Source organism: Streptomyces sp. CB01373 (assembly GCF_002803075.1).
GTDB lineage: Bacteria > Actinomycetota > Actinomycetes > Streptomycetales > Streptomycetaceae > Streptomyces.
Map to the genome: position 1 here is coordinate 134,065 of NZ_NNBK01000016.1, position 20,844 is coordinate 154,908.

16 protein-coding genes are annotated in these 20,844 nt (G+C 72.2%); 6 read left to right on the forward strand and 10 right to left on the reverse strand.

Annotated features, from left to right (window positions below; all coding sequences use genetic code 11):
* Positions 1-239: 239 nt before the first annotated feature.
* From CG719_RS25785 to CG719_RS25795, 3 genes are all read right to left on the reverse strand, one after another.
* The gene (locus CG719_RS25785; protein ID WP_100571069.1) at positions 240-2,060 is read right to left on the reverse strand and encodes an outer membrane protein assembly factor BamB family protein; all 1,821 of its coding nucleotides are present in this window, start codon (positions 2,058-2,060) and stop codon (positions 240-242) included.
* A gap of 102 nt (positions 2,061-2,162) precedes the next feature.
* Positions 2,163-4,046 carry an outer membrane protein assembly factor BamB family protein gene (locus CG719_RS25790; protein WP_100571070.1) on the reverse strand — a complete coding sequence of 628 codons (1,884 nt, stop codon included), beginning with the start codon at positions 4,044-4,046 and terminating at the stop codon, positions 2,163-2,165.
* 266 nt (positions 4,047-4,312) lie between these two features.
* Positions 4,313-6,127 (reverse strand): ABC-F family ATP-binding cassette domain-containing protein, encoded by a 1,815-nt coding sequence (locus CG719_RS25795; protein WP_100571071.1) that lies wholly within the window; start codon positions 6,125-6,127, stop codon positions 4,313-4,315.
* A gap of 158 nt (positions 6,128-6,285) precedes the next feature.
* On the opposite strand from CG719_RS25795, the gene CG719_RS25800 reads away from it, so the two are divergent.
* A complete protein-coding gene (locus CG719_RS25800; RefSeq protein WP_100571072.1) occupies positions 6,286-6,879 on the forward strand; it encodes a Uma2 family endonuclease in 594 nt (197 codons plus the stop codon).
* 11 nt (positions 6,880-6,890) lie between these two features.
* Here CG719_RS25800 and CG719_RS25805 read toward each other — a convergent pair whose 3' ends face one another.
* The 6 genes from CG719_RS25805 to rsmI all read right to left on the reverse strand — a co-directional run bounded on the left by CG719_RS25805 (position 6,891) and on the right by rsmI (position 13,799).
* On the reverse strand, positions 6,891-7,784 hold the full coding sequence (locus tag CG719_RS25805; protein WP_100571073.1) for a 4-(cytidine 5'-diphospho)-2-C-methyl-D-erythritol kinase: 894 nt from the start codon (positions 7,782-7,784) through the stop codon (positions 6,891-6,893).
* Positions 7,781-8,650 carry a 16S rRNA (adenine(1518)-N(6)/adenine(1519)-N(6))-dimethyltransferase RsmA gene (rsmA, locus tag CG719_RS25810; RefSeq protein ID WP_100571074.1) on the reverse strand — a complete coding sequence of 290 codons (870 nt, stop codon included), beginning with the start codon at positions 8,648-8,650 and terminating at the stop codon, positions 7,781-7,783. The genes CG719_RS25805 and rsmA overlap by 4 nt, the downstream gene beginning before the upstream one ends.
* Before the next feature lie 1,055 nt (positions 8,651-9,705).
* Entirely contained in the window at positions 9,706-11,265 is a 1,560-nt protein-coding gene (locus CG719_RS25815; RefSeq protein ID WP_234375758.1) for a resuscitation-promoting factor, read from the reverse strand.
* Positions 11,266-11,318: 53 nt separating this feature from the next.
* The gene (locus CG719_RS25820) at positions 11,319-12,197 is read right to left on the reverse strand and encodes a TatD family hydrolase (protein ID WP_100571075.1); all 879 of its coding nucleotides are present in this window, start codon (positions 12,195-12,197) and stop codon (positions 11,319-11,321) included.
* Between the two features lie 96 nt (positions 12,198-12,293).
* Complete coding sequence (locus tag CG719_RS25825; RefSeq protein WP_100571076.1) at positions 12,294-12,704, reverse strand: hypothetical protein; 411 nt, start codon at positions 12,702-12,704, stop codon at positions 12,294-12,296.
* Between the two features lie 246 nt (positions 12,705-12,950).
* Positions 12,951-13,799, reverse strand: coding sequence for a 16S rRNA (cytidine(1402)-2'-O)-methyltransferase (gene rsmI / locus CG719_RS25830; RefSeq protein WP_100571140.1), 849 nt, complete (start codon positions 13,797-13,799; stop codon positions 12,951-12,953).
* Between the two features lie 120 nt (positions 13,800-13,919).
* Here rsmI and CG719_RS25835 point away from each other — a divergent pair, with 120 nt between their 5' ends.
* Entirely contained in the window at positions 13,920-15,668 is a 1,749-nt protein-coding gene (locus CG719_RS25835; protein ID WP_100571077.1) for a dolichyl-phosphate-mannose--protein mannosyltransferase, read from the forward strand.
* Between the two features lie 268 nt (positions 15,669-15,936).
* Here the strand turns inward: CG719_RS25835 and CG719_RS25840 are convergent, their stop codons facing one another.
* The gene (locus CG719_RS25840; RefSeq protein ID WP_100571078.1) at positions 15,937-16,365 is read right to left on the reverse strand and encodes a hypothetical protein; all 429 of its coding nucleotides are present in this window, start codon (positions 16,363-16,365) and stop codon (positions 15,937-15,939) included.
* A 541-nt stretch (positions 16,366-16,906) separates the two neighbouring features.
* Between CG719_RS25840 and CG719_RS25845 the strand changes: the two genes are divergently transcribed.
* The 4 genes from CG719_RS25845 (at position 16,907) to CG719_RS25865 (ending at position 20,714) form a co-directional block, all read left to right on the forward strand.
* Positions 16,907-17,458: a hypothetical protein gene (locus CG719_RS25845; RefSeq protein WP_234375759.1), complete on the forward strand. Its 552-nt coding sequence runs from the start codon at positions 16,907-16,909 to the stop codon at positions 17,456-17,458.
* Positions 17,459-18,037: 579 nt separating this feature from the next.
* Positions 18,038-18,247, forward strand: coding sequence for a hypothetical protein (locus CG719_RS25855; RefSeq protein WP_100571079.1), 210 nt, complete (start codon positions 18,038-18,040; stop codon positions 18,245-18,247).
* Positions 18,248-18,384: 137 nt separating this feature from the next.
* Positions 18,385-18,933 (forward strand): DUF4142 domain-containing protein, encoded by a 549-nt coding sequence (locus tag CG719_RS25860; RefSeq protein ID WP_100571080.1) that lies wholly within the window; start codon positions 18,385-18,387, stop codon positions 18,931-18,933.
* Positions 18,934-19,085: 152 nt separating this feature from the next.
* The gene (locus tag CG719_RS25865; protein WP_100571081.1) at positions 19,086-20,714 is read left to right on the forward strand and encodes a penicillin-binding transpeptidase domain-containing protein; all 1,629 of its coding nucleotides are present in this window, start codon (positions 19,086-19,088) and stop codon (positions 20,712-20,714) included.
* Positions 20,715-20,844: the final 130 nt, after the last annotated feature.

A 20,844-nucleotide genomic window follows, 5' to 3' on the forward strand; every position in this document is an offset into this window, starting at 1 on the left:
TGTCCGCATCCCGCCCGGGCGGCGGCCCCCCGGCACGCCGCCCGTCATGCCCCCGGAAGCTACACGCTTGTTCGACGTCGCGCTGCCCCTACCGGCGAGAAGTGCCCCGGATCGGCGACCTTTTCGCATTCCTCGCATTCAAAACTGATTTCGAGGGTCATGTGGGAGCGCCGAGTGGTACGCGCACGGCCCCGTCCCCGGTCGGGGACGGGGCCGTCTCGTTCCGGCCGTGCGGCGGGTCAGCCGCCCGTTCCGAAGGCGAGTGCCAGGTAGTCCTTGCCGAACGAGGACGACGACTTGCGGGCGAAGACCGACGACATGTAGAGGTGGCCCTGGGAGTACAAGAACTCCGCGCGCTCCGGCAGCATGGAGGTCTCCGCGTCGCGCACGTCCCGCGAGGACGGGTTCTCCATCAGCTTGGTCTGCTTGAAGCTGCTGCCGTCGATGCTGACGATCTGGCCGCCCTTGTCGTAGGGCGGGCTCTTGTACGCGATGACGTCGGCGCCGTCCATGCGCAGCGGGTGGATGTGGTACCCGTCGCCCGAGTCGGCGCGCTGGCCGGTCTGCTTGCCGGTGCCGAGGTCGAACGCGACAACCTCGTTGATCTTGCGGTACTTCTCGCCGCCGTCGTGGTCCTCGGTGGACACGTAGAGGCGGTCGTTGCCGACCGCGAGGCCCCGGCAGTCCTCGACCCGGCTGATGCCGTCGCAGCGGGCCGCGTAGGTGTCGCCGGGCGCCGAGATGTGGGCGCGCAGCTTGCCGGTCCCGTTGTCGATGGAGAAGAAGTCCGAGATGCCGCTGCCGTCGCCCGCGCTCTGGCCGACGTCGGCGGCCACGACGAGCGGATCGGTCGAGACGATCGCGGCGTACTCGATGCCCTGCGACATCCTGTACTCCGAGATCACCTTGCCGGACTTCGGGTCGATGGTCTGGATGTGCAGCTGACGCTGCCCGTACTGGCCGCACTTGCGCACCGCGACCAGCTTCGCGCCGCCGCCGTACCCGGCGTCGTAGCAGGTGTCGGCCGCCTTCGGGGCCCACAGGACCTTGCCGTCGGCGATGTCGAAGGCGGCGCCGCCGCTGGTGCCGCCCACGGCGACCGTGGCGCCGCTGACGGTGACGTTGTCGAGCCTGATGGGCTGGTCACCGGACTTGACGGTCTGCGTCCACAGCTTCTTGCCGGCGTCGAGGTCGATCGCGGCGACCTGGCTGCAGCCGTGCGTGGGCTGGTCCTTGGTCGGCATGGCGGGCTCGTAGACGATCGCCGTGCGGTCGTCCGAGGTGGAGTGGATGCTGGCCGTGCACACCGGGCCGGGCAGCGCGATCGTCCACAGCTTGGTGCCCTTGTCCCGGTCGTAGCCGACGACCTCGGCGACGCCGGTCTTGACGTACGCCTTGCCGGTGAGCCAGGAACCGCTGGTGGTGACCAGGTCGCTCACCTCGGGCATCGGCACCTGGTAGAGGACCTTGGAGGCCGGGTCGGACGGCGCCTTCTCCGTGCCGCCGGAGGCAGGCTTGCCGTCGTCCCCCTTGCCGCCGGTGCCGCCGCCGGAGTTCGCGGTGTCCTGCTTGCCGCCGTCGGACCGGTGCGAGTACCAGATGCCGGTGCCGATGATGAGGGCGATCACGACGACGGTCGAGACGATCATCGCCACCTGGGCGTTGACCTTCCGGCCGCCGGGCTGTCCGGTCTGCGGCTGCAGCGGCACGGTCGGCGGCTGGGCGGGGTAGCCGTAGCCGGGCTGCTGGGCGCCGTACGGGTTCGGCTGCCCGGCGGGGGGCTGGGCGTAGGGGTTCGGCTGCCCGCCCGGGTAGCCGTAGCCGGACGGGGGCTGCGGCGGTCCGGCCGGGGACGGTGCCTGCGGGGCGCCGTGCGGCGGCGGCGCCTGCGGGTAGCCGTAACCGGGCGCGGGCTGGGGGGACTTGGCGAGGTCCGGACCGCCCGCGGGCGGCGCCTGCGCGGGCGGCACGGGCGGTGCGTGCGGTGCGGGCTGCTGCGGCCGGCCCTGGGACTGGCCGTAACCGCCCTGCTCCGGCGGCTGGTTGGGCGGCTGGGTCATGACAAGTGCACCTCGGGGAAGCTGAGCGGGACGGGACGACGGGGAAGCCGGGTGGCCATGACGGCGTGCGGCGCCGGCCGCGTGGGACGCGGCCGGCCGGGCTCACTTGCCGTAGGCGAGCATCAGCTTCTCCTTCGTGTCGGCCTTTCCGCTCAGCCGGGTGGTGGAGAGGTAGAAGCGTCCGTCGACCCAGTCGACGGCCCGCGAGTAGAAGCCGTTCTCGATCGACGCGGTGCCCTCCGGGTTCTGCAGCAGCTTCACCGGGGTGTGGGCCGAGCCCGCCGTCGCCACGGACACGACCTGGCCGCCCTCGCGGTACGACGGCTCGACGTACACGACGAGCTGACCGTTCTCCGCCTTGAGCGGCATCATCGAGGTGTCCGTCGGGGACTTCACGCGCCACTTCTCCTTGCCGGTGGCGAGATCGACGGCGACGATCTCGTTGGCGCCGGTGGTGACGTCGGTGGGCAGGTAGAGGGTGTCGGCGTCGGAGGCGACGGCCTGGCAGCCCTGGAGCTTGCGGGCGAGGATGGCCCAGCCGCACTGGGCGTTGAACTTCGCCTTGGTGTCCACCTGGGAACGGATGGCGCCGCCGCTGCCCAGCGTCGAGATGTTCCAGTGCTTCTTGTCCTCGTCCACCGAGTACAGGATCACCGGGTCGACGGAGTAGACCCGCTCGACCGACCAGTTCTTGGGGATCTTCTTGGTCCACTTGACCGCGCCGGTGGCGGGGTCGAGTTCCTGCACCTCGTCGTGCTCGTTGGAACCGCCTGCCCCGCAGGACGCCACCGAGATCAGCCGGGCACCGCCCGCGAAGGCGCCGGGGAAGCAGGCGTCGCCGTAACGCTTCTTGTCGAACAGCTTCTTGCCGCTGTCGACGTCGTACGCCGTGCCCGACTGCGAGCGGCCCACCATCAGGGTCTTGCCGGCCACGGTCATCTCGATGGTGAGCGTGCTGTCGAACAGCTCGCCGTCCGCGACCTTGGCGGTCCAGCCCTTCGCCCCGGTGTTCAGGTCGATCTGCTGGAGCTGGTTGCACTTGGCGCGGTCACTGCTGCCGCTCATGTAGGCCACGACCACCTTGTCGCCGGCCGTCTTCCGCGGTGTCACCGCGCAGATCTTCTCCGGGAACGTGATCGGTTCCCAGGTGGGACCACCGTCAGCGACGTTGTAGGCGAAGACCTGCTTGTACGCCGCCTTCACCGCCGTCCTGCCGGTGATCCACATGCCGGGGGCCTCGGCGCCACCACCGGGCGCGGAGGGTGCCTCCTTGTACCAGAGCACCTTCGCCTCGCCGGACTTGCGGTCCGCATTGAGGTCCTCCGTCTCCCCCTTGCCGTCGCCGCCGTCCCCGGGGTCGGCCGGGGCGTCGGAGGCGGCGGGCTTCGAGGGCTTCGCGTCATCGCTCGCCTCGGCGACCGGCTTCTTGCCGTCGTCGCTGCCGCTGAAGGCCCACACGCCGGCGCCGACGACGAGCAGGGCGGCCACCGCGGCGCCGATGACGACCGCGGTCCTGCCCTTGAACGGGCTGCCGGGGCCGCCGGGGGGCGGGGTGCCGGGCGCGCCCGCGAAGTGCGGCTGCTGCGGATAGCCGTATCCGGGCTGCCCGTACGGTCCCGCCTGCTGGGGCTGCCCGTACGGTCCCGGCTGCTGCGGCGGCCCGTACGGGCCGGGCGCGGCGGGCGCTCCATAGGGGCCGGGCTGGGCGTAGGGCCCGGGCTGCTGCGGGTAGCCGTAGCCGGGCTGGGGCTGGGGCGGTCCTGCGGGCGGGGGCGGTGCCTGCGGCGGCTGGGCCGGGGGCGGGGGCGGGGCCTGGCGCGGGTCCTGAGGCGCGCCGAAGCCGCCCTGGACCGGCGGGGTCTGCGCGGGCGGCGGCTGCGGGGGGCCGAAGCCGCCCGACTGCGGCGGCTGGTCCTGCGGTTGTGGCGGCTGATCCTGCGGTGCTCCGAAGCCGCCCTGGGGCGGCCGGTTGGGCGGCTGGGACATCAGCGCGCTTCCCCCTCAATCACTGCTTTTTAGCCATGCCCTGAGGTCTCGACACGCCCAGAGCCGTCCGGGAAAGTTCCCGGACGGCTCATTCCTATCACTCACGACCCGGCCGTCACCGGTACGCGTCAGCCCCTGTTCCCAAGGGAGAACCGGCCCGTGACGCGCCCGTTATGCGTGGCGGTCCCGGCGGACTTCCCTCCAGAAAACCGACACGTCCCGTTCACACGGCGCGAGCGCCCGCCCCGGCGCAGCGGCCCGTACCGCTACGCGTCCTCGGCGAGTTCGAGCCAGCGCATCTCCAGTTCCTCCCGCTCCCCCGCCAACGCGCGCAGCTCGGCGTCGAGTTCGGCGACCTTCGCGAAGTCGGTGGCGTGCTCGGCGATCCGTGCGTGCAGCGTGGACTCCTTCTCGGAGACGCGGTCCAACTGCCGCTCGATCTTCTGCAGTTCCTTCTTCGCGGCGCGCAGTTCGGCGGCGCTGCGCTCGGGCGCGGCCTGCTCGGCGGCGGGCGCCGGGACCGGGGCGGCGGCCGCGGCCTGCTGCTCCATCCGCTGCCGCCGCTCCAGGTACTCGTCGATGCCGCGCGGCAGCATCCGCAACGCGCCGTCGCCGAGGAGCGCGAACACCGTGTCGGTGGTGCGCTCGACGAAGAAGCGGTCGTGGGAGATGACGACCATCGAGCCGGGCCAGCCGTCGAGAACGTCCTCGAGCTGTGTGAGGGTCTCGATGTCGAGGTCGTTGGTGGGCTCGTCGAGGAAGAGCACGTTGGGCTCGTCCATGAGCAGGCGCAGCAGTTGCAGCCGCCGCCGCTCACCGCCGGACAGGTCGCCCACCGGCGTCCACTGCTTCTCCTTGCCGAAGCCGAACGTCTCGCACAGCTGCCCGGCGGTCATCTCCCGCCCCTTGCCGAGGTCGACGCGCTCGCGCACCTGCTGCACGGCCTCCAGGACCCGCCAGTCGGGGTCGAGTTCGGCGACCTCCTGGGAGAGGTAGGCGAGCTTGACGGTCCTGCCGACGGCGATCCGCCCGCCGACGGGCTGTGCCTCGCCCTCGGTGCGGGCGGCGTCCGCCATGGCCCGCAGCAGGGAGGTCTTACCGGAGCCGTTGACACCGACGAGACCGATCCGGTCGCCCGGTCCGAGGTGCCAGGTGACGTGCTTGAGCAGCACCTTGGGACCGGCCTGGACGGTGATGTCCTCCAGGTCGAAGACCGTCCTGCCGAGGCGGGAGGAGGCGAACTTCATCAGCTCACTGCTGTCGCGGGGCGGCGGCACGTCGGCGATCAGCTCGTTGGCGGCCTCCACCCGGAAGCGGGGCTTGGAGGTACGGGCGGGGGCGCCGCGCCGCAGCCAGGCCAGCTCCTTGCGGATCAGGTTCTGCCGCTTGACCTCCTCGGTGGCGGCGATCCGCTCGCGCTCGGCGCGGGCGAAGACGTAGTCGGAGTAGCCGCCCTCGTACTCGTACACGGCCCCGCGCTGCACGTCCCACATGCGGGTGCAGACCTGGTCGAGGAACCAGCGGTCGTGGGTGACGCACACCAGCGCGGAGCGGCGCTCGCGCAGGTGCCGTGCCAGCCAGGAGATGCCCTCGACGTCGAGGTGGTTGGTGGGCTCGTCCAGGACGAGCAGGTCCTGCTCCTCGATGAGCAGCTTGGCCAGCGCGATCCGCCGCCGCTCACCGCCGGAAAGCGGCCCGATGACGGTGTCGAGGCCCTTGGGGAAGCCCGGCAGGTCGAGCCCGCCGAACAGTCCGGTCAGTACGTCCCTGACCTTGGCGTTGCCCGCCCACTCGTGGTCGGCCATGTCCCCGATGACCTCGTGGCGGACGGTGGCCTCCGGGTCGAGGGAGTCGTGCTGCGTGAGCACCCCGAGCCGCAGTCCGCCGGAGTGCGTGACCCGTCCGGTGTCGGCGTCCTCCAGCCTGGCCAGCATCCGGATCAGCGTGGTCTTGCCGTCACCGTTGCGCCCGACGACCCCGATCCGGTCCCCTTCGGACACACCGAGCGAGACACCGTCGAGCAGGGCGCGCGTGCCGTACACCTTGCTGACGTTCTCGACATTGACCAGGTTGACGGCCATTTCACTCCTGTGCGCGGGGGTCGGTCAGCTTTCTAGGTTAGGGCCTCGGAGGAAAGGGCTGGAACGTCGCTCTGCCATCACTCACTGTGATGACGTGATCGGAATACGGCCGCTACGGTGGAGAAGCAGACAGCAGGATCCCGTCCATGGGAGGAACTATGACTGCCGAGTCCGTGAAGCAGCACAGCCACTGGCCGGTGCCGCCGCTGGACGGCTACACCGTGGACGACCTGTTCACGCTGCCTGATCTCCCGCCGCACACCGAGTTGCTCGACGGGAGCCTGGTTTTCGTGAGTCCGCAGCGCCGCTTCCACTTCCTCGTGATCGACCTGTTGGTCAACGGCCTACGCAGCTCTCTTGGCCCGGAGTTCAGTGTCGAGCGGGAGATGACCGTCGTCCTCGACGACCGCAACGGCCCCGAACCCGATATCAGCGCGGTCCGGGCCGACGCGGTCACCGGGCTGGACCAGACCAGATTTCGGGCCGAGGACGTCCTCCTCGCCGTGGAGGTCGTCTCCCCCGACTCGGAATCCCGCGACCGCACGACCAAACCGCAGAAATACGCCGCAGCCGGAATCCCGAACTTCTGGCGCGTCGAGCAGAACGGGACCACCGGCGGACCCGTCATCCACGTCTACGAACTCGACCCCATGACGAAGGCGTACGTGCACATGGGCATTCACCGCGAGCGGATCAAGGTCGACAAGCCCTACGCCATCGACATCGACCTGGCGGCCGTCGACGGGCTCTGAGCCGCACCCCGTCAGAGCAGCGTCACGCCCGGCGCGGGCGCCGACGCCGTACGCACCGAACGGCATGTCCCTGACGTCCGCAGCCTCTCCGCCACGGAGTACGCCGATTCGGCGTCCGCCACCAGGAACGCCGTCGTCGGCCCCGACCCAGACACCAGGCCTGCCAGGGCCCCCGCCTCGCGGCCGGCGGCGAGGGTGTCCGCCAGAGACGGGCGCAGGGAGAGCGCGGCGGGCTGGAGGTCGTTGGACAGGGCGGCAGCGAGGGCTGCCGTGTCCCCCTTCTCCAGGGCGGCCAGCAGGTCCTCGGAGGCGACCGGTTCGGGAACGTCCGTGCCCTCGGCGAGCCGGTCGAACTCGCGGAACACCGCCGGGGTGGACAGCCCCCCGTCGGCCATCGCGAACACCCAGTGGAAGGTGCCGCCGACCTCCAGCGGGCTCAGCTTCTCCCCGCGCCCGGTGCCCAGCGCCGCCCCGCCGACCAGGCTGAACGGCACATCGCTGCCCAGCTCGGCGCAGATGTCGAGGAGTTCGTCGCGGGAGGCGTTCGTGCCCCACAGGGCGTCACAGGCCACCAGCGCGCCCGCACCGTCCGCGCTGCCGCCCGCCATGCCCCCGGCGACCGGGATGTCCTTGGCGATGTGGATGTGCACGTCGGGGCTGCGGCCGTAACGCCCGGCGAGGACGAGTGCCGCGCGGGCGGCGAGGTTCGTACGGTCCAGGGGGACCTCGCCGGCGTCCGGGCCCGCGCAGGTCACGCGCAGTTCGTCGGCCTCGGTGACCGTGACCTCGTCGTACAGGCCGACCGCGAGGAAGACGTTCGCCAGGTCATGGAAGCCGTCGGGGCGGGCGGCGCCGACCGCGAGCTGGGCGTTGACCTTGGCCGGGACGCGTACGGTGACGCTCACTTACCGGTCTCCTTGTGCTCGGCGATCCGTGCGAACTCCTCCACGGTCAGCGACTCGCCCCGCGCCTGCGGGGAGACCCCCGCGGCGACCAGGGCCGCCTCCGCCGCCGGGGCCGACCCGGCCCACCCGGCGAGCGCGGCCCGCAGGGTCTTGCGGCGCTGGGCGAAGGCCGCGTCGACGACGGCGAAGACCTCCCGCTTGGTGGCGGTGGTCGCGATCGGTTCCGTGCGCCTGACCAGGGACACCAGTCCGCTGTCGACGTTCGGCGCGGGCCAGAAGACATTGCGCCCGATGGCCCCGGCCCGCTTGACCTCGGCGTACCAGTTGGCCTTCACGGACGGCACGCCGTACACCTTCGAGCCGGGCGCCGCGGCGAGCCGGTCGGCGACCTCGGCCTGCACCATCACGAGGGTGCGCTCGATGCTCGGGAAGGTGTCGAGCATGTGCAGCAGGACGGGCACGGCCACGTTGTACGGGAGGTTCGCGACCAGGGCGGTGGGCGCGGGGCCCGGCAGCTCGGTGACGTGCATCGCGTCGGAGTGGACCAGCGCGAAACGGCCGACGCGCTCCGGCATGCGGGCGGCGACGGTCGCGGGCAGCGCGCCGGCGAGCACGTCGTCGATCTCGACGGCGGTGACCCGCTCGGCGGCCTCCAGCAGGGCGAGGGTGAGGGAGCCGAGCCCCGGGCCGACCTCGACGACCACGTCCTCGGGCTGGACGTCGGCGGTGCGGACGATACGGCGGACGGTGTTCGCGTCGATCACGAAGTTCTGGCCGCGTTGCTTGGTGGGGCGCACGCCGAGCGCGGCCGCGAGTTCGCGGACGTCGGCGGGGCCCAGGAGGGCGTCGGGGGCGGGGCTGCTCACGGCACAAGGGTACGGGGACGCGAACAACGCAACCGCCACGACCACCGCCACCGGTCCGCCCCACGGCCACCGCCACCGGGCCCACCCCGCGGCCACCCGAAGCCGAAGCCCACCCGCGGCCGCCCCGGAAGCGCGGCCTACCTGCGGCTGTCCGGAGCGGAGGCGGGCACGGGGGCGGCGGCTCGCCCACGCACGGCGGACGGCGCCGGGGGACGACGGGGGCAGCGCGGAGGCTCGCCCGCGACCGCCGCCGACCCCGGCGACCCGCGCGCGAGGGCCGACCTACGGCCGCCCCGGGGACGAGGCCCACCCGCAGCCCCTGGAGCGGGGCCGACCCGCGGCAGTCCGGAGTGAAGGCGGGCGCGGGCGGGAGGCTCGCCTGCGCGCGGCGGACGGCACCGAGGGACGGCGGGGCAGCGCGGACGCTCGCCCTCGACCGCCGCCGACCCCGGCGATCCGCGCGCGAGGGCCGACCTACGGCCGCCCCGGGGACGAGGCCCACCCGCAACCACCCCTGGAGCGGGGCCAACCCGCGGCCGTCCGGAGCGGAGACGGGCACGGCATGGCGGCGGCTCGCCTGCGCACGGCGGACGGCGCCGGGGGACGGCGGGGGCAGCGCGGAGGCTCGCCCGCGACCGCCGCCGACCCCGGCGACCCGCGCGCGAGGGCCGACCTGCGGCCGCCCCGGGGACGAGGCCCACCCGCAGCCGCCCTGGAGCGCGGCCGGCCAGCGGCCGTCCGGAGCGGAGGCAGGCACGGGCGGGAGGCTCGCCTGCGCACGGCGGACGGCGCCGGGGGACGACGGGGGCAGCGCGGAGGCTCGCCCGCGACCGCCGCCGACCCCGGCGACCCGCGCGCGAGGGCCGACCTGCGGCCGCCCCGGGGACGAGGCCCACCCGGCCCCGCCCCGGGGCGGGGCCGACCCGCGGCCGCTCCGGAGCGAAGGCAGGCACGGGAGGCGTGGAACCGGTCGCCTGCCCACGCCGCCCGTGCACGGCGGGCGGCGGGCGCGGGGCGGCCGACGCCGTCGGGGGCTCGCCCGCGGCTCCGCGCGCCTACCCCTGCAGTCGGTCGCCGCAGTGGGGCCAGGGGCTCGACCTGCGGCTCACGTACAGCTTCTTCGCGCGGTAGGTCTGTTCCTCCGCCGGGGCGTCCTGGGGGCGGCCCCGGCCGCCGAGGCGGTGCCAGGTGCCCTCGTCGAACTGGTACAGGCCGCCGTACGTGCCCGAGGGGTCCACGGCGTCCGCCCTGCCGCCGGACTCGCACTGCGCCAGCCCCTGCCAGTCGAGGTGGTCGGCGCCCCGTACCGACCGGGGATGGGCCCTGGTGCCGACCTTCACGATCTGCGCCCGCGGCGCCCGCACCACCTCCGACTCCACGCGCCACGGCCGCTGCCGCACGCCGTTGACGGTACGCACGGAGTACACGATCCGGCGTACCCCCGGCTGTCCGGCACGCTCGACGACCTCCGTCCCCGTGAACAGGGTCGGGTCGGCGGTGCGCCGTACGGCGAACGGGACGGGCTCCTCGCGCACCTCCCGGCTCCCGGTGATCCGCAGCACGGTGACCGTCTGCCCGTCGCGCGGGAAGCTGGACGGCGCCACGGAGGTGGTGTCCTGGCCCCGCAGGGTGATCCCGGCCTCCTGCACCACGTCCCGCACGGTCGCCGCGTTGGTGCGGACCGTGCGGGCGCGGCCGTCCGCCATGACGGTCACCGAGCGTTCGGTGCGCACGTCCAGGGCGAGTCCGGCGCGTCCGATGGGCTGCGAGCGGGCGACCGACAGATGCGCGCCCTCCGCGCGCACGCCCAACTGCCCGAGCGCCTCCTCGACCGTGCGCGCCGTCGTCCACACCTCGCGGCGCTGTCCGTCGAGCGTGAGCCGGACCGGCCGCCCGCGGCGCACGGTGATCTCGTCGCCGCTGGTGAGCGCGGCCCCGGGGCCGGGCAGCACCACGTCGTGCGGCCCGAGCCGCACACCCTCGTCGGCCAGCAGTCCCGAGACGTCGTCGGCGAAGGTGTGCAGGGTGCGCCCGCTGCCGTCGACACTGAGCTCGATCGCCTTGTCCGTGGCGACGAACGCGGTGGTCCCGCCCGCCAGGAACGCGACGACCAACGCGCGGGGCAGCAGCCGGCGCACACAATCCGGCCGCTCCGTGTACCGCGCCCTGCGCCGCCGCGCGGCCCGGTGCGTGCCGCCGCCGCCCGTGCCGCTCCCCGTACCGCTTCCGGCCGGGCGGGTCTGCCGGGGCATCACCAACTGGGTCGGCTCGTGCGCGCCGGACCGGCCGACGGCCTCGTAGGCGGGCCGGTACGTGTCCGCGTACGGCGGCCCCTGGGGCCCGTACGGCAGCGTCTGCGCGGTGTGCACGTCGTCATGGACACCGGCCTGCTCGTGCTGCCAGTACGGGTCGTACTGCTCGTACAGGCCGCCGACCTGCTGATACGGGTTGTACGGGCCGTACGGGTTATGGCGGCCCCCGTACCCCTCGTGACCCCCGTACCCCTCGTACAGGCTGTACTGCTCGTACGGGTTGTACGGCCCGTAGGGCTCATACGCCTCGTGGTTCTCGTATGCGCCGTACGCCTCGCGGGTCTCGTACCGCAGATCGCTCACGCGGCGAGAACCTAGCGGAGCGCCCGTCACTCTCCAAAGCGCTCCGCGTGCGCTCAGTAGCCGAAAGCGCGGGCCGTGTTGACCGCGAGCGCCGTCGCCAGGGTGTCCTCGTCGATGCCGCGCACGGCGGCCATCGCACGCACCGTGACCGGAACGAGGTACGGGGCGTTGGGCCGTCCGCGGTACGGCGCCGGCGTCAGGAAGGGCGCGTCGGTCTCCACCAGGACCAGTTCCAGCGGGGCGACGGCGAGGGCGTCCCGCAGGTGCTGGGCGTTCTTGAAGGTGACGTTTCCGGCGAAGGACATGTAGTAGCCGGCGCGGGCGCACACCTCGGCCATCTCCGCGTCGCCCGAGTAGCAGTGGAACACCGTCCGCTCGGGGGCGCCCTCCTCCTTGAGGACGCGCAGGACGTCGGCGTGGGCGTCCCGGTCGTGGATGACGAGGGCCTTGCCGTGCCGCTTGGCGATCTCGATGTGGGCGCGGAAGGACCGCTCCTGTGCCGCCTTGCCCTCGGGTCCGGTGCGGAAGTAGTCGAGCCCGGTCTCGCCGACGCCCTTGACCTGGGGCAGCGCGGCCAGCCGGTCGATCTCGGCCAGGGCCTCGTCGAGCGCGACGTCCCCGCCCGGCTCACGCGCGCCCTGCCGCGACCAGCCGTCCGGATCGCCGTGGACGATGCGCGGGGCCTCGTTCGGGTGCAGGGCGACCGTCGCGTGGACGCTGTCGTACGCGGCGGCCGTCTCGGCGGCCCATCGCGAGCCGTCCAGGTCGCAGCCGACCTGGACGACCGTCGTCACGCCCACCGACGCGGCCTTGGCCAGGCCCTCCTCGACCGTGCCGGACTGCATGTCGAGGTGGGTGTGGGAGTCGGCGACCGGTATCCGGAGCGGCTCCGGAAGCGGGGGCGCCGCGTTCTTGTCGGCGTTCGAAGGCATGACCCGATCCTACGGAAGGGGCCGGTCGTCACCCTTCGCCGTCCGCCGGCAGCAAGGACGCGCCTTCCCCAGCCCGCCTCCTCAGCCCGCCTTGTCTCAGCCGGCCTTGCGGTGGAAGGGGTGCAGCAGGTCCGACAGGTGCCAGTGGTGGTCGCCGTGGACCTCCTGCGCGCGGTCCGCCGCCTCCTCCCCGGGCGGGGGCTCGTGCCGGTGGTCCTCGTGCCGGTGCAGATGGCTCTGCGCGGACGACACCCGCCCGGCCCGCATGATCCGGACGACGTGCCCGTCGCAGTTCTGGCAGTTCGGCCGGCTGAGCGGGGACGGGACGAGGCGGCCGTCCGCCACGTACCGCACGCACTCGTGGCCGTCGCCGTCCGTGTAGTGCTCGATCTCGTACGACTGCTCCCACCCGTGCCCGCACCTCATGCAGGCGAAGGAGTAGGACTCGTTGACGACGGCGGTGGCCGTACCGCGGTGGCCGAAGCCCCGCCCTTCGATGTCGCTCATGCCAGCTCCTCGTGTCCGCGTGTCCGCTGGACAAAAGGGACGGTTGCCGTCCCGTCGTCCAGTGAACTCCTCCGCCGACGGCGGCGCACAAGGCCTGGGGAGTGTTGGAGGCGTTTTGGGCCCCGCTTGCCAAAGGGTCCCTCCGACGGCCGAAGTCCCTTTGCCTTCCCGGACGGCTCTTTGCCGCTGCATGGGGCGGCCGCTCATGAGAGAGGCGCCCTGCTCAGAGCGGGTGTGAGCGAGGTCTCACGCCCCGGCGCGCTTGGCGGCGACCACCGCGTCGAACACCTCCCGCTTGGGCACTCCGGCCTCCACCGCGACGGCCGCGATGGCCTCCTTGCGGCGTTCCCCGGCCTCCTCGCGCACCCGCACCCGCCGCACCAGTTCCTCGGGGCCGATCTCCTCGGGCCCCTTCTCGGGCGCCCCCTCGACCACGACGGTGATCTCGCCGCGCACGCCCTCGGCGGCCCACGCGGCCAGCTCCCCGAGTCCGCCGCGCCGCACCTCCTCGTAGGTCTTGGTCAGCTCCCGGCAGACGGCGGCCCGCCGCTCGGCGCCGAAGACCTCGGCCATCGCCGCGAGCGTGTCGTCGAGCCGGTGCGGGGCCTCGAAGTAGACCAGCGTGCGCCGCTCGTCCGCGACCTCCCGCAGCCGGCTCAGCCGCTCGCCCGCCTTGCGCGGCAGGAACCCCTCGAAGCAGAACCGGTCGACCGGCAGCCCGGACAGCGCGAGCGCGGTGAGCACGGCGGAGGGGCCCGGTACGGCCGTCACCCGGATGTCCTGCTCCACGGCGGCAGCGACCAGCCGGTAGCCCGGGTCGGACACGGACGGCATGCCCGCGTCCGTCACCAGCAGCACACGCGCCCCGCCGAGCAGCTCCTCGACCAGCTCCGGCGTGCGGGCGGACTCGTTGCCCTCGAAGTACGACACGACGCGCCCCTTGGGGGTGACGCCGAGCGCCTGGGTGAGCCGGCGCAGCCGCCGGGTGTCCTCCGCGGCGACCACGTCCGCGCCGGCCAGCTCCTCGGCGAGCCGGGGCGGCGCGTCCTGGACGTCGCCGATGGGGGTGCCCGCCAAAACAAGGGTTCCAGTCACGCCTCCCATCCTCTCAAGCGCCGTCGCGGGCGAACGCCGAGTGCCGTCGTGGGCGAACGCGTCCCGGCCGGTACGGGCCATGCGCGGGACTCACACGGAACGGTTCCCTACGATGGCGCGGTGACCAGTACCGCGTCCCACACGGACACCCGGCAGGGCCCGGCCCCGCACGACCAGCGGCCGACATGGCAGCAGCGCCTGCGCCGCTTCGGCCACTCCGCGGGGCCCGCAAGCGGCGAGAGGGGCGTCGTCGACCGGCTGGTGCCGCCGTATGCGCAGCCCGGCGGGCGCCTGTGGGCGGCCCTGGGCGTCCCGCGGACCCTCGCCGACCGGCTCGTACGCTGGTCCGGCTGGGGCGGCCCGCTGCTGGTCACGCTGGTGGCGGGCGTGCTGCGGTTCTGGAACCTGGGCAGCCCGAAGGCGGTGATATTCGACGAGACGTACTACGCCAAGGACGCGTGGGCGCTCGTCCACCGCGGCTTCGAGGTCAACTGGGACAAGAACGCCAACGACCTGATCCTCAAGACCGGCGGGCACGTCCCCATTCCCACGGACGCGGCCTATGTCGTGCACCCGCCGGTCGGCAAGTACGTGATCGGCCTCGGCGAGCTGATCTTCGGGTTCAACCCGTTCGGCTGGCGCTTCATGACGGCCCTGCTCGGCACGCTGTCGGTGCTGATGCTGTGCCGGATCGGCCGGCGCCTGCTGCGCTCCACCTTCCTCGGCTGCCTGGCGGGCGCGCTGATGGCGGTGGACGGCCTGCACTTCGTGATGAGCCGGACCGCGCTGCTCGACGGCGTGCTGATGTTCTTCGTGCTGGCCGCCTTCGGCTGCCTGCTGATCGACCGCGACCGGACCCGGGCGAAACTCGCCGCCGCGCTTCCGGCCGACGACGACGGGCGGGTGCGGCCCGACGCGTACACGGCCGAGACGGCCCGCCTCGGGCTGCGCCCGTGGCGCTGGGCGGCGGGCCTCATGCTGGGCCTGGCGTTCGGCACCAAGTGGAACGGTCTGTACATCCTGGCCGCGTTCTGCGTGATGGCCGTGCTGTGGGACGTGGGCGCCCGCAAGGTGGCCGGCGCCTGGCGCCCGTACTCGGCCGTGCTGAAGCGGGACACCGGCATCACGTTCCTGGCCACGGTCCCGGTCGCGATCGCCGTGTACCTGGTCTCCTGGATCGGCTGGATCCGCTCCCCCGCCGACGGCAGCGGCGGCTACTTCCGCGACTGGGCCGCGAACGACGGCAAGGGCAGCGGCTTCGCCTTCCTGCCGGACTGGCTGCGGAGCCTGTGGCACTATGAGCACGAGGTCTACAAGTTCCACGTCGGCCTGTCCTCGCCGCACAACTACCAGTCCAACCCGTGGAGCTGGATCGTCGACGGCCGCCCGGTCTCGTACTTCTACGAGTCGCCCTCCCCGGGCACGGCGGGCTGTCCCACGGACGCCGCCGGCAAGTGCGCCCGCGAGGTCCTCGCCATCGGCACGCCGATGCTGTGGTGGGCGGCCTGCGCCGCGCTGGTGTACGTGCTGTGGCGCTGGTTCTTCCGCCGCGACTGGCGTGCGGGCGCCATCGCCTGCGGCGCCGCCGCCGGCTACCTCCCCTGGTTCATGTACCAGGAGCGCACGATCTTCTTCTTCTACGCCATCGTCTTCCTGCCCTTCCTCTGCCTGGCGGTGGCGATGCTGATCGGCGCGATCGTGGGCCCGCCCGGCTCCTCGGAGACCCGCCGCGTCGCGGGCGCGACCGGCGCGGGCGTGCTGTTCCTGCTGATCGCCTGGAACTTCGTCTATTTCTGGCCGCTGTACACGGGCACGTCGATCCCCATCGACTCCTGGCGTTCACGCATGTGGCTGGACACCTGGGTCTAGCTGGGCAGACACACCACGAGGGCGCGGCCGATGGCCGCGCCGTCTTTCGGGGTGTACGCCAAGTTCCTCAAGGACGGAGACGGGGCCGCGAACGCCAAGATCTCAGCCCGCCCGGGACAGCACGGCTGAGCAGCCCAGAACCCCGTCCACACGGTCCCTCGATCACAGGGGTACCTGACGAAGGGCCCGTGACCTGCTGGAACAGCAGGTCACGGGCCCTTCGTTTCCGTGGGGCGGCGCCCGTGTGTAAGCGTCGAGCAGGCAGGGTCTAATGGCCAACGCCGCTCTTGTTGCGGTCATTTATGTGCAGGTGGATGTGGGTCTGGCCGCTGCCTTGGCCGCCGCGTTGACCGCCGCGTTGGCCGCCGTGGCCGCGGCCGTAGCCGCCGTGGCCGTAGCCGTGGCCGTAGCCGTGGCCGTAGCCGTGGCCGTAGCCGTGGCCGTAGCCGTGGCCGTAGCTGTAGCCGTGGCCGTAGCTGTAGCCGTGGCTGTAGCCGTAGCCGTGGCCGTGGCCGCCGTGGTCGCCGTGGTCGCCGCCGGGGTCGCCGTAGTCGCTGCTGTAACCGGAATGGTGACCCTGGTCGTAGCTCGCGTCATGGGCCGAAGCGGTCCCCGCCGCGCCGATCGCCGCGCCGCCGGCCATGACGACACCGGCCGCGGACACCGCGAAGAGGCGCTTGATGCGCTGTGCTCGCATGGGTAATACCTTTCCTTCCATCGCCTCGCGCAATGGAACCGCGCGAGATTGATGGCCGCGCCCGCCATATGAGATGCAGCGGCGCGGTCTTAGGCGTCACCGCTGGATTGATGAGAAGCACGTCCCGGGCTCCGATGCCGCCATGCCGCCCGCCCAGGTTCCACGGGCGAGCGCCGCGACCACGGGCCCCCACTGAGGAGACTCGCCGGACGGGGCGTGCCCCGATTGCGGCTTCACTGGTAAACGCTAGTCCGTCCGCAAGTCGGCATCTAGACCGTCGAGCAGATCCAGCCCGACCTGATCCTCCCCACTGGCAAGTGCAAGGGAAAAGCCCGTCCGCTGTCAGCGCCCAGGCGCCGGCAGACTTCCAGCGGGCTCCGTATGTCTACTACGGCCTGCGGGTTTCCTTCGCCCTGGCACTGCCCAGTTCGCGTACCTGGCTCGGTTGCACTGACTACGGCGCGGGGGCGACGGTGGGCCTTGGCATCGATTGGCGACTCTGGGGGCTGTTATGTCAGTGGAGCCAGTTATGTTGCTGGGCATGACAAGTTGGATCGACTGCGGCGTCATGGCGTGGGCGGGAGAAGAACGGTGCCGGGACGACGAAACCGTCCTGGTCTACTTCAAGGGGACCAGCCTGGCCGCCATGGCGGAAGGCCTGTCCGCGCAGCAGCGGCCGCCGTTCGCCTACGGCAACGACACTGCACCCAGCGACTGGGGCGTGATCGTGCACCACATGTTCAACCGCGACGACTACGACGAGATCGATTACCGCGAGCTGTGCCCCCAGGGCGCTGAGCTGATGGTGTTCGTTCCCAACCCGTGCGTTGCCAAGGCCCACGGACCCAAGGCGTACCACTACAAGGACGGCCAGATATCGTCCTGCATCGACTACGAGGATCCCGACTACGTCGGAGAGTACTGGCCCAACAAGATGGCCCCCCTCATCACGGCGGCCGGACTGGACCACCAGAACGAGACCTACGAGGAGCAGCTGACCCAGCTGATCTGTGACCACCTGGGGCTGCCCGCACTGGATCGCGCCACCATCACGGTGGACCGCGACCTGGTGGCCTCCTACTCCTACTTCTAGGACTAGAAGGAGCCGGGCTCTCATCACTGTCCCCGGATGAACGTGTGTAGCTCCCGTCCCTCAGGCCGGCTGGCGTCCGGGGTCAGCTCACGGCGGTTCCAGGGTCTGTCCGACGGGTCGGCACAGTCCCTGCGACTCTCCCGACTACGCTCGCGCGGGAGCGCCCCGCGGCGCGTGGCTGCGGGACGCCTTGTGGGGTTCAGTCGACCGGCTGCCCGTCGTACTTACCGCCCTTGCAGGGGCTGCCCGGCAAGTCGATCCGGGGCGTTCCGCCGCCGTCAACGCACTGATAGTGCTGGCGGGTGCGGGGTCGGTGACGCGACCCGTCGGACAGGTCCTGGACGAAGCCACTTGGCACCCGCACGATGACCACGGTCCCCGGCCCAATCGAGCAGCCGCCCGCCAAGGTTCCGGCTCGGGGCCCGGCGTCACGGCAGCCAAGCGGATGCCTCACTCAACAGGGCTTCAACGGCACCGAGTTCATTCGCGGAAATGGATCCCGATGCCTCAAGATGCGCGCCCCGGCCGTCGCAGTGACACTGAAAGGACGTCTGGGCAAGCGCCGAAAGGAGCCACCCTATGCGTATTCGACGCGCTGTCACCGCCGCCCTCGCCGCGGCCGCCCTCGCCGGGCTCGGCGTCGTCAACGCCGCGACTGCCCAGGCCGCTCCGCCCCGCATCAGCTGGGGCGACTGCACCTCCAACGGCGGTTATGTGGTGAACCCGTCTCCCAGCGCCTACGTCTGTAACGGCGGGAAGTACGGCGGAGCGGCCATCACGTCGATGTAGGCACGGCCCACGGACTGCCCGAGCTGCCTGAGACGACCCCGGCCGGAGGCGAGCGCCCTGGCCGGGGCCCTGCAGGACCTTCGCGCAAAGAGGACGGAGTTTCCCCGAGGCTTGCACGTGCGACCTGTGGAGGACTCATGCACACGACTCGATCCCGTGCCCGTTTCGCCGCCGTCTGCGCCACCACCCTGTGCGTCACGGGTGCCCTGTCGCTCCCGGCCCTCGCTTCGTCGTCGCCCTCGCCGTCGGCGGTCTCCAGGCTGGACAAGCAGTTCCTGACCGCGGCCCATCAGGGAAACCTCTGGGAGATCACGACCAGTGAGCAGGCTCAGAGCGCCGCAACCACCGCCTGCGTCAAACGAGTCGGCGTGGACTTCATCCGCGACCACCGCACCCTCGACGCCGCTGTCGTGAAGACCGCGACCCGGCTCGGCGTGGTACTGCCGTCCACGCAGACGGACGCGCAGCTGAGGCAGACCGCCGCCCTCAAGCGCCTCGCCGGGACAGCCGCGTACGACACCGCGTGGCTCAAGGCCCAGTACCCCGCCCACGTGCAGACCCTCGCGCTCATCGACAAGGAGATCGCCACGGGCGCCAACCCCGTCGTCAAGTCCCTGGCCAAGAGCGCCCGCCCGGTGGTCGCACGCCACACCGGGATGGTCGACCACGGCGTGTGCCACGCGTAGACGCCCGCCTGCTCACGGATGTGAGCAGGAGTCAGCCGGCTGATCACCGTCAGCCGGCTGATCACTGTTCGGACACCATTCGAAAACGGACCCGCAGGCTCCCCGGCGGCCGCCTAAAGTGCGGTGGTCCGCAACGGGGAGGGAGCGCTTCCATGCGCAAGGGGGTCAAGGCCGCCGTCATCGGCGGGGTGTTCGCCGCGATGGTCGGCGGGGCGGGGTACGGGACGTACAACTTCATGTCCGCGCTGAACGGGAGCACGGTCACCGGCAGCGGCCCGGCGCCGGCCAGGACCGGGCCGCCGAGCCGTGACGAGGTGAAGGAGACCTCGGCGAAGTTCTTCGCGGCCTGGGAGAGGAACCAGCCCGCCGAAGCCGCCTCGTACACCAACTTCCCCGATGCCGCCGAGCAGTTGCTCACGGCCTACGGACACGACGCGCACATCACCGGCGTGAGGATCACCCCCGGCACCGCCGCCGGGGCCACCGTGCCCTTCTCGGTCAAGGCCACCGTGTCGTACGACGGGAAGTCCAAGCCGCTGGCCTACGCCGGCCGGCTGACCGTCGTACGCGGCGTGTCCACCCACCAGCCGCTGGTCGACTGGCAGCCCTCCGTCGTCCACCCCGACCTGGTCAAGGGCGACACGCTCGTCACCGCGGAGTCGGCGTCACCGCCGATCGAAGCCGTCGACCGCAACGGCGTCGTGCTGACCAAGGACGAGTACCCCTCGCTCGGGCCGATCCTGGACGAGCTGCGGGCCAAGTACGGCGACAAGGCGGGCGGCGAGCCGGCGGTCGAGCTGAGCATCCTGCACGAGGACTCCGGCGCCGCCGCCGAGACCCCGCTGGTCACCCTCGCCAAGGGCCGGCCGGGCAAGCTGCGCACCACCCTCAGCGCGAGCGCGCAGGCGGCGGCCGAGCAGGCCGTGCAGCGGTACGCCGAGTCGTCCGTGGTCGCCGTGAAGCCGTCCACCGGCGAGGTGCTCGCGGTCGCCAACCACCGGAGCGACGGCTTCAACGCGGCCTTCCTCGGCCGGCTCGCGCCCGGCTCCACCATGAAGATCATCAGCGCGGCCACCCTCATCGACAACGGGCTCACGAAGGCCGCCGGGCCCGCGCCCTGCCCGAACGAGGCGGTGTGGCAGAGCCAGACCTTCCACAACCTCAAGAACATGCCGCCCAACGAGAACGCCACCCTCTCGGAGAGCTTCGCCCGGTCCTGCAACACGGCGTTCGTGAAGTACGCGGACGACGTGCAGGTGGACTCCCTGACCAGGGAGGCCGAGGAGCGCTTCGGGCTCGGCCGGGACAACTGGAAGGTCGGCATACCCTCCTTCGACGGCTCCGTCCCCGCCTCCGGCGGCCCGGACACCGCCGCCAACCTGATCGGCCAGGGCCAGGTCCAGATGAGCCCGCTGAACATGGCGTCGGTGACGGCGACCGCGATGACCGGCGCCTTCCGCCAGCCCGTCATCGTGTCCTCCACGCTCGACGGCCGCCCACTGGCCCAGGCCCGGGGCCTGTCGGCGGGCACGGTCACCCAGCTGCGGCAGATGATGTACCGCACCGCCACGAGCGGCACCGCCGCCCAGGCGATGTCCGGACTCGGCGGCAGCATCGGCGCGAAGACCGGCTCCGCCGAGGTGGACGGCCAGGACAGGTCCAACAGCTGGTTCACCGGTTACCGCAACGACATGGCCGCGGCCGCCGTCACCCAGGAGGGCGGCCACGGAGGCGACGCGGCGGGCCCGATCGTGGCGTCCGTCCTCCGCACGGCCGGCTGACCGCCGCACACCCCTGCCCGCACGGCCGGACCGCGTCACGCGCCCGGTCCGGACCCCGCCCCCTGGGTGCACCCGCGGGAAGAAGCCCTAGGGTGGGGCCGTCATTGAGGATCGTGGGGCAGTGGGGCAG